At 69.6% G+C, this 13,128-nt stretch carries 11 protein-coding genes; 3 read left to right on the top strand and 8 right to left on the bottom strand.

What is annotated here, in order from left to right:
• Positions 1-965 (top strand): prolyl oligopeptidase family serine peptidase (locus F3J18_RS17015; protein WP_240156402.1); only part of this gene is annotated, 965 nt, incomplete at its 5' end.
• Between the two features lie 68 nt (positions 966-1,033).
• Here F3J18_RS17015 and F3J18_RS17010 read toward each other — a convergent pair.
• The 5 genes from F3J18_RS17010 to F3J18_RS16990 all read right to left on the bottom strand — a co-directional run bounded on the left by F3J18_RS17010 (position 1,034) and on the right by F3J18_RS16990 (position 8,320).
• Positions 1,034-1,444 carry a copper-binding protein gene (locus F3J18_RS17010; RefSeq protein WP_240154782.1) on the bottom strand — a complete coding sequence of 137 codons (411 nt, stop codon included), beginning with the start codon at positions 1,442-1,444 and terminating at the stop codon, positions 1,034-1,036.
• Entirely contained in the window at positions 1,441-4,647 is a 3,207-nt protein-coding gene (locus F3J18_RS17005; RefSeq protein ID WP_166913434.1) for an efflux RND transporter permease subunit, read from the bottom strand. Before F3J18_RS17005 ends, F3J18_RS17010 begins: the two co-directional genes overlap by 4 nt.
• Positions 4,644-6,308, bottom strand: coding sequence for an efflux RND transporter periplasmic adaptor subunit (locus F3J18_RS17000; RefSeq protein WP_166913433.1), 1,665 nt, complete (start codon positions 6,306-6,308; stop codon positions 4,644-4,646). The genes F3J18_RS17005 and F3J18_RS17000 overlap by 4 nt, the downstream gene beginning before the upstream one ends.
• A gap of 11 nt (positions 6,309-6,319) precedes the next feature.
• Positions 6,320-7,807 carry a TolC family protein gene (locus F3J18_RS16995; RefSeq protein ID WP_166913432.1) on the bottom strand — a complete coding sequence of 496 codons (1,488 nt, stop codon included), beginning with the start codon at positions 7,805-7,807 and terminating at the stop codon, positions 6,320-6,322.
• Between the two features lie 93 nt (positions 7,808-7,900).
• Entirely contained in the window at positions 7,901-8,320 is a 420-nt protein-coding gene (locus F3J18_RS16990) for a hypothetical protein (RefSeq protein WP_166913431.1), read from the bottom strand.
• A 319-nt stretch (positions 8,321-8,639) separates the two neighbouring features.
• On the opposite strand from F3J18_RS16990, the gene F3J18_RS16985 reads away from it, so the two are divergent.
• A complete protein-coding gene (locus tag F3J18_RS16985; protein WP_013690634.1) occupies positions 8,640-8,966 on the top strand; it encodes a hypothetical protein in 327 nt (108 codons plus the stop codon).
• A 22-nt stretch (positions 8,967-8,988) separates the two neighbouring features.
• On the opposite strand, the gene F3J18_RS16980 is transcribed toward F3J18_RS16985, so the two are convergent.
• The gene (locus F3J18_RS16980) at positions 8,989-9,174 is read right to left on the bottom strand and encodes a hypothetical protein (RefSeq protein WP_166913430.1); all 186 of its coding nucleotides are present in this window, start codon (positions 9,172-9,174) and stop codon (positions 8,989-8,991) included.
• 527 nt (positions 9,175-9,701) lie between these two features.
• Between F3J18_RS16980 and F3J18_RS16975 the strand changes: the two genes are divergently transcribed.
• Entirely contained in the window at positions 9,702-9,977 is a 276-nt protein-coding gene (locus F3J18_RS16975; protein WP_025097922.1) for a hypothetical protein, read from the top strand.
• Between the two features lie 261 nt (positions 9,978-10,238).
• Here the strand turns inward: F3J18_RS16975 and F3J18_RS16970 are convergent, their stop codons facing one another.
• Positions 10,239-10,748 carry a hypothetical protein gene (locus tag F3J18_RS16970; RefSeq protein ID WP_166913429.1) on the bottom strand — a complete coding sequence of 170 codons (510 nt, stop codon included), beginning with the start codon at positions 10,746-10,748 and terminating at the stop codon, positions 10,239-10,241.
• 373 nt (positions 10,749-11,121) lie between these two features.
• On the bottom strand, positions 11,122-12,732 hold the full coding sequence (locus F3J18_RS16965; RefSeq protein ID WP_166913428.1) for a DUF2957 domain-containing protein: 1,611 nt from the start codon (positions 12,730-12,732) through the stop codon (positions 11,122-11,124).
• Positions 12,733-13,128 lie beyond the last annotated feature (396 nt).

Below are 13,128 nucleotides of genomic sequence, written 5' to 3'. Positions count from 1 at the left end.
CCGGCGTGATCCGCCCGCGCCGCGCGCCGGTGCTCGCCGCGCTGGCGCTGGCACTTGGCCTCGCCGCGGCCGGTTGCGTCCCGGCCGCCGGCGCGAATCCCGTCGACAGCAGCGCGCAGGCGGCACCGCAACTCGACGCGCGGCTCGGCGAACAGGTGCTGATGCTGCCGCGGTATCCAGGCAACCCGGGCAACCCAGGCAATGGCGCCATCGAATTGCAGACCACCGTCTTCAAGCCGCCCGGCCCCGGGCCGTTCCCGCTGGTGGTGCTCAACCACGGCAAGAACCCCGGCGACGCGCGTCGGCAGCCGCGCTCGCGCCATCTGCGCGTGGCGGCCCAGTTCGTGCGGCGCGGCTACGTGGTGGCGATTCCGATGCGCGAGGGTTTCGCAGGCTCGGGCGGCGTCTATCACGGCGATCGCTGCGACAGCGCCCGCCATGGCATCGACGAGGCCGCCGACGTGGCGGCCGCGATCGATTCGCTGGTCAAGCTGCCTTACGTGGATCGTTCGCGCATCGTGATCGCGGGGCAATCCGATGGCGGGCTGACCACCATCGCGCTCGGTACGCGGCGCATTCCCGGCGTGCTGGGGCTGGTGAATTTCTCGGGCGGGGTGCGCAAGAGCGCGTGCGCCGGCTGGCAGGACGCGCTGGTCGACACCTACGCGCGCTACGGCGGCGCGGCGCATTACCCCTCGCTGTGGTTCTACGGCGATAACGACCAGTTGTGGCCGCAACCTTTGCCGCAGCGCATGTTCGGCGCCTATCGCGAGCAGGCGCGTGGGTCGGCCGCCGAGGCGCGGTATGTCGATATCGGCGTGTTCGGCAGCAATTCGCACGACTTCTTCGATACGCCGGCCGGCGTGCGGCTCTGGCTGCCGCAGGTGGGGGCCTTCTTCCGCTCGCTCGGGCTGCCGTTCGAGCCGGTGGTCGACCTGCGCCAGGTCGGCGTGCAGGCCGGATAAACGCGCCTGCCGAGGCGGCGCTCGCGCGACGCGTTCGACGCGTCGCGCGCGGCCTCGATGGAGCGCGATCAGGAGGGCTTGGCGAGCTTGACGATGGTCAGCGTGCCGTTCACGTTCTCGACGCGCACGCGCACCTTGTCGCCGGCATGCGCCTGTTGGAGCATCGCGGCGTCCCGGGCCTTGTAGGCCATGGTCATGGCCGGCATGCCGAGGTTGGCCAGCGTGCCGTGCTTGAGCGTGATCATGCCGGTGGCGGGATCGACCTTGCGCACCTCGGCATCGGCCAGGCCCGCATCCTTGGCCGTGTCGGCGGGCGCGGCCATCTTCATGCCGGCCATGTCGTCGTCGGCCAGCGCCGGCGTGGCGGCGGCACCGAGCGCGGCGGCCAGGGCGCCGAGCACGGCCAGAGAGCGGGCCGGAAAGCGGGCGGGAAAGCGCAAGGAGGCGCGGGAGGCAAAAGCGGAAAACATCGGGTTCATCGGTTATCTCCGGTGGAAATGACGGGCACGGTCGTGCCCGAGGTGGGGGAAAGGTCATGGCGCGCCCGGGCCGCGCGCCGCACGCGGCGGCGTTGCAGCAGGAACCAGGCGGCCGGAATCACGAACATCGACAGCAGCGGCGCGGTGATCATGCCGCCCACCATCGGCGCGGCGATGCGCTGCATCACCTCGGAGCCGGTGCCCTGGCCGAGCAGGATCGGCACCAGCCCGGCCAGCACCACCGCCACCGTCATGGCCTTGGGGCGCACGCGCTGCACCGCGCCCTCGCGGATCGCCTCGGCCAGCAACGCCTCGCTGAGCGGCTCGCCGGCATCCAGCCGGCGTTGCAGCGCGCCCTTCAGGTAGAGCAGCATCACCACGCCGAACTCGGCGGCCACCCCGGCCAGCGCGATGAAGCCCACCGCGGTGGCCACCGACACCGCATGGCCGAGCAGCCAGATCAGCCAGAAGCCGCCGACCAGCGCGAACGGCACGGTGCTCATCAGCAGCGCCGCGTCGGCGGCCGAGCCGAAGGTCAGCAACAGCAGCACGAAGATCACCGCCAGGGTGACCGGCACCACGGTGCGCAGCTTCGCGGCGGCGCGCTCCAGGTACTCGAACTGCCCGGACCAGGCGATCGAGTAACCGGGCGGCAGCGTCACCTGCCGCGCCACCGCGCGCTGCATCGCGAGCACCGCCGAGCGCAGGTCGGTATCGCGGATGTCGATGTAGACGTAGCCGGCCAGGCGCGCGTTCTCGCTGCGGATCATCGGCGGGCCGTCGGCGATCGACAGGCGCGCCACGTCGCCGAGCCGCAGTTGCGCGCCGCGTTCGGTCAGCACCGGCAACTGCCGCAGCACGTCGAGCGAGTCGCGCACCTCGCGCGGGTAGCGCACCGAGATCGGGTAGCGCTCGCGGCCCGCGATCACCTCGCCGACGTTCTCGCCGCCGATCGCGGTGGTGACGAAGGACTGCAGCTCGGCCACCGACAGCCCGTAGCGCGCGGCCGCCAGGCGGTCGATGTCGACGTCGATGTAGCGTCCGCCGTTGAGGCGCTCGGCCAGCGCGGAGCTCACGCCCGGCACGCCTTTCACGGCCTGCTCGACCTGGGCCGCGACGCGATCGATGCCGGCCAGCTCGGGCCCGGTGATCTTCACGCCGACCGGCGTCTTGATGCCGGTGGACAGCATGTCGAGCCGGTTGCGGATCGGCGGCACCCAGACGTTCGAGAGCCCCGGCACGCGCACGATCCGATCGAGTTCGTCCACCAGCTTTCGTGGCGTCATGCCGGGCCGCCACTGGCTGCGCGGCTTGAAGCGGATGGTGGTCTCGAACATCTCGAGCGGCGCTGGATCGGTGGCCGAATCGGCGCGCCCCGACTTGCCGAACACGGTCTCGACCTCGGGCACGGTGCGGATCAGCCGATCGGTCTGCTGCAGCAGCTCGGCGGCCTTGTCGACCGAGATGCCGGGCAGCGCGGTGGGCATGTAGAGCAGGTCGCCCTCGTCGAGCGGCGGCATGAACTCGCCGCCCAGGCGGCTGAGCGGGATCGCCGTCAGCAGCAGCGCCAGCGCGGCCAGGCCGATCGCGGCCCAGGGCCGCCGCAGCGTGGCCGCGATCAGCGGCGCGTAGAGCCGGGTCAGCCAGCGGTTGATCGGGTTGGCGTGCTCCGGCGGAATGCGCCCGCGGATCAGGTAGCCCATCAGCACCGGCACCAGGGTCACCGACAGCCCGGCCGCGGCGGCGATGGTGTAGGTCTTGGTATAGGCGAGCGGCGCGAACAGCCTGCCTTCCTGGCCTTCCAGCGTGAACACCGGCACGAACGAGAGCGTGATGATCAGCAGCGAGAAGAACAGCGCCGGGCCCACCTCGGCAGCCGCGTGCGCGATCAGCTCCCAGCGTCGCGCGGCCGCCAGCGGCTCGCCCGGATGCGCGTGCTGGTACGCCTCCAGATGCTTGTGGGCGTTCTCGATCATCACGATCGCCGCGTCGATCATCGCGCCGATCGCGATCGCGATGCCGCCCAGCGACATCAGGTTCGCGTTGATGCCCTGGTGGCGCATCACGATGAAGGCGGCCAGCACGCCCAGCGGCAGCGACAGGATCGCCACCAGCGCGCTGCGCAGGTGGAACAGGAACAGCGCGCAGACCAGGGCGACGATCACGAACTCCTCGACCAGCTTGCCCTCGAGATTGTCGACGGCGCGCTCGATCAGGCCGGAGCGGTCGTAGGTGGTGACGATCTCGACGCCGGCAGGCAGCGAGCGCTTCAGTTCCGCCAGCTTCGCCTTGACGCCCTCGATGGTGCTCAACGCGTTCTTGCCGGAGCGCATCACCACCACGCCGCCCGCCACCTCGCCCTGGCCGTTCAGCTCGACCACGCCGCGCCGCGCCTCGGGGCCGATCTGGATGCGCGCCACGTCGCCGAGCAGCAGCGGCGTGCCGGCCGCGTTGGTGCGCAGCACCACCTGGCGGAAATCGTCGAGCGTGCGCAGGTAGCCGGAGGCGTGCACCACGTATTCCGACTCGGCCATCTCCACCACCGAGCCGCCCGCCTCGCGGTTGGCCCGCGCCAGCGCGTCGGTCACCATCGCCTGCGTGACGCCGTAGGCGCGCATCCGGTCCGGGTCCAGCACCACCTGGTACTGGCGCACCATGCCGCCCAGGCTGGCCACCTCCGACACGTCGGGCACGGTCTTCAGCTCGAAGCGCAGGAACCAGTCGTTGAGCGCGCGCAGTTGCCCGAGATCGTGCCGGCCGCTGCGGTCGACCAGCGCGTATTCATAGACCCAGCCTACCCCGGTCGCGTCGGGGCCGAGCGTGACCGTCGCGCCGGGCGGCAGGCGGCCCTGCACCTGGTTGAGCGATTCGAGCACGCGCGAGCGCGCCCAGTAGGGATCGGTCTTGTCGTCGAACAGCACGTAGACGAAGGCGTCGCCGAACGAGGAATAGGCGCGGATCGTCTTCGCCCCCGGCACGCCGAGCAGGGTGGTGGTGAGCGGGTAGGTGACCTGGTCCTCGATCAGTTGCGGCGCCTGGCCGGGATAGGAGACCTTGATGATGACCTGCGTATCGGACAGGTCCGGCAGCGCGTCGAGCGGCGTCTCGCGCAGCGACTGCAGGCCCCAGGCCGCCAGCAGCAGCGTGGCCAGCAGCACCAGCAGGCGATGGCGGATCGACCAGCGGATCAGGTGCGCGATCATTGCGGGCCTCCGCTCGGTTCGACGGCGCTCAGGCGGTAGCCCTCGCCGGCATGGCGGAACGCGAAGCGCACGGTCTGGCCGACCTTCGCGTCGGCGAAGGCGCCGGGCGAGGGTTTCTCGAAGCTCATGGTCATCGCCGGCCAGCCGAGCGCGGGGACCGGCTGGTGCGAGAGCGTGATGGCCTGCGCGTCGATGTGCTCGATGCGGCCGGTGGTCTCGTAGAGGCCGGCCGCGTCGGCGGCGGATGCGGGGGAGGCAGGCATCGACGACATCGCGGACGCGTCCGACGATGCGGCTGGCCGGGACGAGGTGTCCATCGTGCCGGGGCCGTTGCGTGCTGCATTCCCGGCTGTACCTCCTGCCTCGCTACTCGCGGCATCGTGCTCGAGACGCGGCAGCACCGATTTCAGGCTGGCTTCCGAGTCGATCAGGAACTGGCCCGAGGCCACCACCGTCTCGCCTTCGCCGAGGCCGTCGAGCACCTCGGTGAAGTCGCCCAGGTCGCGGCCGACGCTGACGGTGGCCGGGCGCAGCTTGCCGTCGGCATCGCGCACGATCACCACGCTGCGCTTGCCGGTGACGATCACCGCCTCGGACGGCACCATCAGCCGCGAGCGCGTCGCGCCGCCGTCGACGCGCACCCGCATCAGCATGCCGGGGGTGAGCGCCAGCGAGCGATTGTCGAGCTCGACGCGCGCCTGCAGGGTGCGGCTGCCGGTGTCGATGCCGGGCAGGATCTCGCGCAGGCGGCCCTGGATGTGGCGCGAGGGATCGGCGGCGGGCGTCGCGTCGACGGCCATGCCGGGCCGCACGCGCAGCGCCAGCGCCTCGGGGATCTCGACCAGCAGCCACAGCGTCGAGAGCCCGTTGATCTTGGCGATGGTCTGGCCCGGCGCGACCATCGCGCCTTCGCGCAGGTCCAGCTCGCTCACCACGCCGCTGTCGGGCGCGGCCAGCGTGAGGTGGGTCTGCGCGCGACCGCTGCGCTCGGCCGCGGCCACCAGCGCGTCGGGGATCGACAGCGCCCGCATCCGCGCGCGCGCCGCGTCGAGCAGCGCGGCATCGGCGGCGCTGCCCGAGCCGCTGGCACCGCCCGAGCCGCGGCGCAGCGCCAGGTATTCCTCCTGCGGCGCGAGCCAGTCCGGCACGAACAGCGAGGCCACCGGCGCGCCCCTGGCGATGCGCTGCTGCGGCGCGTTCGCATAGAGACGGTCGATGTAGCCGGTCACGCGCGACTGCACGACCTCGGCGCGCGATTCGTCGAACTGGGTGGTGCCGATCGCGTCGATGCCGTCGCGGGTCTCGCGGCGCTGGACCTTCGCGTAGCGGATCCCGAGGTCCTGCTGCAGGCCGGCGTCGATGCGGATGCCCGGCTGCGCGCCGGGCGCGCCGTCGTCGCCGTCGGCATAGACGGGCTGCAGCTGCATGTCCATGAAGGGCGACTTGCCGGGTTTGTCGAAGTGCTGGTTCGGCACCATCGGGTCGTGCCAGTAGAGCACCTTGCGCGGGGCGGGCGCGCCGCCGGCCGAAGGTGCCGCGGCAGCGGCCAACGAATCGCCGCCGCCGCGATGGCGGCTGCCGGCCAGGTAGCCGGCGCCGAGCAGGGCCGCGCCGGCGACCAGCGCGAGCGTCGCGCGCAGGGAAAGGGAACGGATCGTCATGATGGGCTCCCTCATTGCGCAGCGGCCAGGGTGGACGGCACCACCTGGTATTCGAGCCGGGCCCAGGTGCGCGATACCTCGCGTTGCAGCTCGAGCACCTGCAACTCGGCATCGAGCTGCGCGCGCCGGGCCGCGAAGCTGTCGGCCAGCGAGCCGGTGCCGGCGCGATAGGCGGCGTCGGCCAGTTGCACGCGCTGCGCGGCGGCCGGCAGCAGGGCCGCGCGCAGATTGGCGATGCGCTCGCGGCCGCTGCTCAGCACGGCCGAATCGTTGCGGATGTCGGCCTCGACCTGTCGTTCGGTGTCCTCGTAGCCGAGCCGCGCCTTGCTGGCCAGCTCGGCCTTCTCGGCCACGTCGCGATCCTGGCGGTCGCGGCGGTTGATCGGCAGCGGGATCGACACGCCGATCGACACCATGTTCGAGTAGGCGCCGCCGCGCTGCTGGTAGGCGATCTCCCAGGTCCAGTCGGGCTTGCGCTCGCTGGTGGCGACGGCCGTATCGGCCTCGGCCACGGCGATGTCGTCGGAGGCGGCGATCAGCGTCGGCTGCGCCAGCCGCAGTGCCTCGGGCGGCAGCGAGGACACGTAGGACTCGGGCGCGGGCGGCGCGCCGGCCACGTCGCCGACCGGGCGCGCGGTCCAGCGCGACAGCGCGATCAGCGCGCTTTGCAGCGCCTGGCGGGCGGCCAGCACCTGGTCGCGTGCCTGCGCCTGCAGGGCCTGGGCGGCCACCACGTCGGCGGCACCGCCGGATTTCGCGCCGCCGCGATAGGCGGCGCGCGTCGCCGCCAGTTCCTCGTCCATGCGCGCGGCGAGCTGCTCGCGCAGGGCCAGCGCCGCTTTGGCGTAGGCGGCGTCGAGCCAGGCCGTGGCGGTCTGTTGGCGGACCGTCGCCAGCTCCATCAGGTAGCCGGCGCGTTCGCGGCCGGTGCGCTGGTCGGCCAGCGCCGTGCGCAGCCGGCGCTTGTCGCGCGAAACCCATTGCTGCTCGATGCCGATGCGCCGCATCGTCATGAAGTCCTGGCCGATCGTGTAGCGCTGGCCGCCCGTCACGGGCAGGTTGTCGACGCCGGCCTTCAGCGTCGGGTCGGGAAGCTGGCCGGCCTTGACGGCAGCCTCGCCGCTGGCGCGCACCGAGGCCTGGGCGGCCTGCATGGCGGCCGAGCGCTCGGCCGCCGATTGCAGCGCGGCCTCGAGCGTGAAGGGCGGCGGCGCGAGGGCGGCGGCGCTGGCGGCCGGGTCGGTTGCTGGTTTGGCGCTAGCGCCAGCAGCCGGATCGGTTGCCGAATTGGTGCCAGCGCCAACAACCAGATCGGTTGCCGGTTTTGCGCGAGCGCTGTTTCCCGGATGGATTACCGGATTGGCGGCCGCATCGGCGGCCGGTCCGGCGGAAGCGGGCGTCTGCGCCTGGGCGGCAGCCGCGAACAGCGCGACGGCCGCCAGGGCGGGCGCGCGCGAGAAGGCGCGCCGCATCGACGGCGCGCCGGTATGGAAGGACATGATCTAACCCCAACAGCGGAATCGCGAACGGATTCCGTGTCCCGTGGACGGGACGACACTCACCGCGCAGGCGGTGAACCGGTCATTGCGGGATCAGACGAGACGTGGAGGGCGCCACAGGCCGTTCGGGTCGCGCACCACCAGCGATTCGGTGTAGTGGAAGCGCAGCGGCTGGGTCAGCGAGGCGGGCCGGCTGAGGTCGGCGCGCAGGGGCGGGTGATAGAGGTTGCCGAACTGGCATTGCGCCGACATCTTGCAGAGATGTCCGCCGGCCTTGTGCTGGCCGGCCGGCGCCGGTTTCATGTCGTCGCAGCCGGCCATCCCGGCCATGCCGTTCATGGCGCTGGCCGACATGCCCGGCATGCCGCCCATTTCCGGCATGGCGCTCGCGCCGTCCTGTCCCATCCCTGCCTGCATCATCGGGCAGGCGCCCGTCAGCCCGCTCGCCGCCAGCCCGCTCAGGGGCAGCGTCGCGCAAAGCAGCAGGATGAAAAGGGTGCGGAGCAGTCGCATGGCGCGGATTATAGCCCGGCCTTTCCGGGTCGCGCGCAGTGTCAACAAAACTTGAGAAGTGTTGCCGCGTGGCGTGCCGGGCCGCGCATGTCACGTTACATCGGTGACACATCGCGCACTTGCCGGCATCGGCGCGCGGCGCGCAAACGCATCGCGGGAAACCGCAGGAATCCCGCGGGTCCTTATCGGGACTGGCTTCGGCGCCGATCGAATGCGACGCGCTAAAGATTCGCCGGAGCTGGTACGAATTCTGCTGAAGAACCGTCATCAACGACATACGGGCCGCCGAGCGGTCCGGCAACGCCTGACGGAACGAATCATGGATACCTGCCCGAACCAATCCGACGCGCAATTCCAGGCCTTCCTGGCGAAACTGCTGACGCAGCCGCAACCGGCCGAATGGGGCGAGAAGCAACGCATCGAACTCGACATGGCGCGCGCCCTGTCGACCAGCATGCTGCGCGTGGCCGAGCACCTGCATGCGCAACCCGGCGATACCGAGAGCTGGCTCGCGCTCTATCGCTACGGCCGCGCGCTCGACTTCATCCTCGGCTCGCTGGCCGGCGGCCGCGACATCCACCCGCGCACGCTGCGCACGATCCTCAAGCTCGCGCACTTCGAGGTGGACGCCAACTACCCCGACTGAGAACCCGGCCGGTCCGGCTCGCTCAGTTGTAGCCGAGGATCGCGCTGCTCGCCACGTCCGGGCGTTCGCCGGCATTGCTGGCGAGCGCGCAGGTCGGGTTCCGCAGCACCGCCTGGTAGGGCGTGGCGGCCTTGGCCTGCGCGAGGGCGGCGAGGCTGCCCTCGACGGCGAGGGATTCGGCTGCGTCGAGCGGCGAGTGGGCGGGCATAACGGGTCTCCTGTCTGGAAAGTCGGTTCGGGATCGGATCGATGCCGCGCTCGCTGCGTGTTATGTGGCGGCAATATGACAGGCACTATCCCAGAATCGTCCAGGCCGACCAAGCGAGTATTTTTTATTCGAGCCTTCAGTTTTTCTGATGGCGATCACAAAATGATCCCGTGAAACGAATGGCATCCGCGGGCGATTCCGCCATGCCGCCATTGCCCATCGCGCCAGTCGGCGATGGCGTTCTCAGGGATCTCACAGGCACCTCTCAAGTTCTGCCGCGCCCGACCGTCAATCAGCATGAATCGGATTGATTCAGGTCAAACTCCCAAGGTGCAACGATTGCGTGAGCGAACTTCGATGGATTTACTGACGGGTCGTCCCGGCTCGGCGCGCGGCTTTGCCCGGGCCGGCGGCGACGGACGCGAGGCGCGGGTATTGCCTGATGTCGCCGCGGGCGAGGCCGCGCGACGCTACGGCTGCATGAACCGCGAGACAGCGGCACCACAACAATACAATCGGGGCCAGGCATGAGAGGCATTACGGGGTACAAACTGAAGCAACGGATCCGGGACCGTTTCCCGCAGCGCGGCGACGTCTTGCCGGACTGGCTGGAAGACGCCGAGGCGCGCGACCGCGTGCTCGACAAGGTGCGTGCGCTGGGGCAGGGCTTCTTCGAGATGAGCGAGCGCGATTACCGGTTCTGGTCGGATCACCTGCCGGAAGACGAGTTTGTCGAATTGATCGCGCTGATGATCAATCTGGCGCACGAGCCTGCCGCGCAAGCGGCGCCGCTGCGCAACTGAGCGATGGGGAATACGGGCTGGCCGGGTGCCGGCCCGTTTTGCTTTCGGGTCCGGGTATGTGCAGCGGCTTTTTCGACGCCGCATTCGTGAGGTTGACGCCGTGCGCGGCCTGCGCATCGGTTTTCCATTTCCGCGCTTGTGCCGCTTCACCAAGAAAAAACGGGGTGGTGCGCGCGACACCCCCCCGTTCGATCCTGCCAGGTCCTGCCCGATTCCACGATTCGCTCCGGCGCGCGGCCCTACGCTCCGGCGCGTCGCGGTTTATTGGACGAGGAGTTTCGGCGAGGTCGTGACCGTGCCGCTGACCGAGCAGTTCGGCGTCAGAACCGCGTTGTTGAACGTCAGCGATGAACCGCCGTTGTTCCAGGTCGTCACGACTTGGCTCGGACCGCAGGTACCGAGAATCGAGGCGTTGACCTGGGCGTTGTTAATGGTCAACTGCGTGGCCGTATCAGCCTGGCCCGTCCACGGATTGGTGCTCGTGGCGCTGCCCTGGATCAGGCCGCATAAGGCACTGCTCGCCGGTGTGAAGGTCGTCGAAGTGATCGTGACGATACCGCTGGACGTGATCGTGCCGTTGAAGGTTGCCAGGCAGTTCGCGACGATCGTGCCCTTCGTCAGCGTGGTACCTCCGGTGGCCGAGAACGGCTCGCCGTTGGGATTCATCGGATTGCCGTCAGCGCGCGAAACCGTGACGGCGAATGCCGGCGCGGCCAGCGCCGACGAAACAGCCAGAGCAACGACAAGGGAAGCCACTTTTCGAATAGTCATGATGCGTGCCTCAATTGACGAACGGCGGCGAACCGCCATGGGTGAGCGGACGTCGGGCGGCGTACCGCCCGCGTTCCGCGGGTAACCGCTTGCGTCCGCGCGGACGCGCCCGGTCGAAACAGTCCAGCATGGCCGGCAACGGAGCCTCGATGCCCGTTGCCGGGCGGCGGCGCATCGTTTGATCGATGCATGATGTGACGCGCCGCCCGGTACGCCGCGCGCCGCCCGCGCTGACGTCCCCCTCGCTTCTCTCAGGATTCCATATCGGTAGGCATCCTACCGATTTGGCCATCGGCGAGATCGGCGGCAGGGGTGCTGCCGCCGATCCGTACCGATTACTGCGCCTGCTGCTGCGAATACCTCGAATGCCGTCTTACTGCACGAACGCGCCGACCGTGAAGAACGGGTTGAACTGGCTGTCGTTCACCACCATCGCGTAGACCTCGCCGACCTTGATCGCCCAGCCGGTGGCACCCTGCTTGAAGATCGCCACGTTGCCGGCGGTGTTGACCGCGTTGAAGTCCTGCAGCGCGGTGACCTTCACCAGGCCCGGCGTGGCCTGCGTGTAGTCGAGCGAGAAGGTGCTCGAGGCCAGCGAGGTCAGCGGGTTGACGAAGGCGGCCGTGGCGCCGCTGAACAGCGTGGACGTGTAGTTCGTGCCGTAGGTCGAAACCGCGGTGCCATCCAGGCAGTTGCCGGCCGATGGATCGAAGTTGCCGTTGGCATAGACGCCCGGCAGGTTCGGATGCGGTTTGCTGGCGTCGAAGCCCGGCGAGCTCGCGGCCGGCGAAGTCGACGGACCATTGTTGGCCACGATCCCGCAGGCCGATGCGCTGGTCGCGCCGATGAAGCCGCCGGTCAGCGAGTTCGCGGCGAGCGGCGTGGCCGGGGCGAGCGCCGAGATGCCGATTTCCGCGTCGGCGACCGTGTCGAGCAGATCACCCGGCGGCGTCGAGGCGTAACCGACCCGGATCACGATCGGGATCAGCGCGCCGCGCAGCTTGCCGACGATCATGATCCCCTGCGCCTGGCTCGGCGCGAGCAGCACGATCGGCTGGCCCTGGCCGGCGCTGGTATAGGCCGTACCCGCCGAGGTCGGCTTGCTGACGAACACGTTGTCGGCGGAGCCGTCGGTGTTGGTGCGCAGCGTCCACGGCGTACCGGTCGTATGGCACGAGTAGTCGCTGCCGGCCGTGATCGAGCAGGAGCCGTCGGCGTTCAGCGTTTCGTTCCAGTTGATCACGTCCGGCTGCCAGCCTTGCGGCTGCGCCGTCTGGTAGCCCGTGCCGGTCGGCGACAGGTGGATGCCCAGTTCGTTGTAGTTGCCCGCCACCTTGGTGAAATCAGTCTCGGTATCGGTGAAGCCGATGTAAGGGAAGAAATCGAAGCTGCGCGAGGGCACCGTGCCGAGCGTGAAACCAGGCGCGAGCTCGATGCCGGGGAAGGCGATGGTCGCGCCGGGAATCCCGCCGCCCACCACGCCGTTGCCGACGAACAGCGTGGGCGCATCGGCCGGGTTGATCGTGATCGAATACGAGCCGTCGGCGTTCGCGCCGTTGTCGAGCACGAAGGCGCACTGGTTCTGCGCGGCGGTCGGCAGGTTGGTGGCGCGATGGAAGGTGCCGGTGATGGTCTGGCCGGCGCGCGTGTTGTTGATCTGCCCGGCGCTGACCGGCACCGAGGACAGGATGAAGCTCATTTGATAGGTCAGCTTGGTGGTATCGAAGCTGACCTTGACGTATTCGCCGCTGCCCGAGCCGCCGGTATAGACGGTCGAGTAGTCGAGCGTGCTGGGGCAGAGTGCGTTGGGTGTGCTCGGCTGGGTGGTCGAGCCGCTTGCCGGGCAACTGCTTCCCGAGCATTGCGGGACCTGGATCGCGGCCGGTGGATCGCCGCCGTCGCCGCCGCCACATCCGGCGAAGAACGGCATCGCGAGCGCGAAACAGGACAGCAGCGCCATGCGCGGCTTGGTGTTACGGAACATACCCCCTCCTTGTTGGTGATTCCCGGCGTCTCGACGTCGATCGGGGCGCGGGCCTTGGCTGGCCCGTCGGATGCGGCGGTTCGATCGACGATGTTCGGGCGCGCGGCCGGCACTACCAGGGCACCGGCCGCGACGTCCGGAATTACGAATGCGTGAAGCGGATGCGGGTTGCGTGGCTCGCGGCGACGCATCCGTGAAAATGCGGATAGGAATGCCGTATCGGCGAAGGGACGAACGTGATGCGCCTCGTGCGCGCTGCTCGTTCCGGCGGGAATGACGGGCGACTGTCGCCCGATTGGCCCCTTGTATGCGTGCGTAGCATCGATGTCTCCGTCGGTACGCGCTGCGTGTTATTTGCTGAAACTTGTTTCGCGAAACTATGATGCGTAGCGTCTT

The organism is Burkholderia sp. Ax-1720, from assembly GCF_011753035.1.
In the GTDB taxonomy this organism is placed as follows: domain Bacteria; phylum Pseudomonadota; class Gammaproteobacteria; order Burkholderiales; family Burkholderiaceae; genus Burkholderia; species Burkholderia gladioli.
This window is presented reverse-complemented; position numbering and strand designations above follow the sequence as displayed.

Excerpts from the sequence above, each read along its gene's own strand:
- F3J18_RS16995 (WP_166913432.1), bottom strand. The coding sequence starts at position 7,807 with ATGTCCTTCCATACCGGCGCGCCGTCGATGCGGCGCGCCTTCTCGCGC.
- F3J18_RS16985 (WP_013690634.1), top strand. The coding sequence starts at position 8,640 with ATGGATACCTGCCCGAACCAATCCGACGCGCAATTCCAGGCCTTCCTG.
- F3J18_RS17005 (WP_166913434.1), bottom strand. The coding sequence starts at position 4,647 with ATGATCGCGCACCTGATCCGCTGGTCGATCCGCCATCGCCTGCTGGTG.
- F3J18_RS16975 (WP_025097922.1), top strand. The coding sequence starts at position 9,702 with ATGAGAGGCATTACGGGGTACAAACTGAAGCAACGGATCCGGGACCGT.
- F3J18_RS16990 (WP_166913431.1), bottom strand. The coding sequence starts at position 8,320 with ATGCGACTGCTCCGCACCCTTTTCATCCTGCTGCTTTGCGCGACGCTG.
- F3J18_RS16965 (WP_166913428.1), bottom strand. The coding sequence starts at position 12,732 with ATGTTCCGTAACACCAAGCCGCGCATGGCGCTGCTGTCCTGTTTCGCG.
- F3J18_RS16980 (WP_166913430.1), bottom strand. The coding sequence starts at position 9,174 with ATGCCCGCCCACTCGCCGCTCGACGCAGCCGAATCCCTCGCCGTCGAG.
- F3J18_RS17000 (WP_166913433.1), bottom strand. The coding sequence starts at position 6,308 with ATGACGATCCGTTCCCTTTCCCTGCGCGCGACGCTCGCGCTGGTCGCC.
- F3J18_RS16970 (WP_166913429.1), bottom strand. The coding sequence starts at position 10,748 with ATGACTATTCGAAAAGTGGCTTCCCTTGTCGTTGCTCTGGCTGTTTCG.
- F3J18_RS17010 (WP_240154782.1), bottom strand. The coding sequence starts at position 1,444 with ATGAACCCGATGTTTTCCGCTTTTGCCTCCCGCGCCTCCTTGCGCTTT.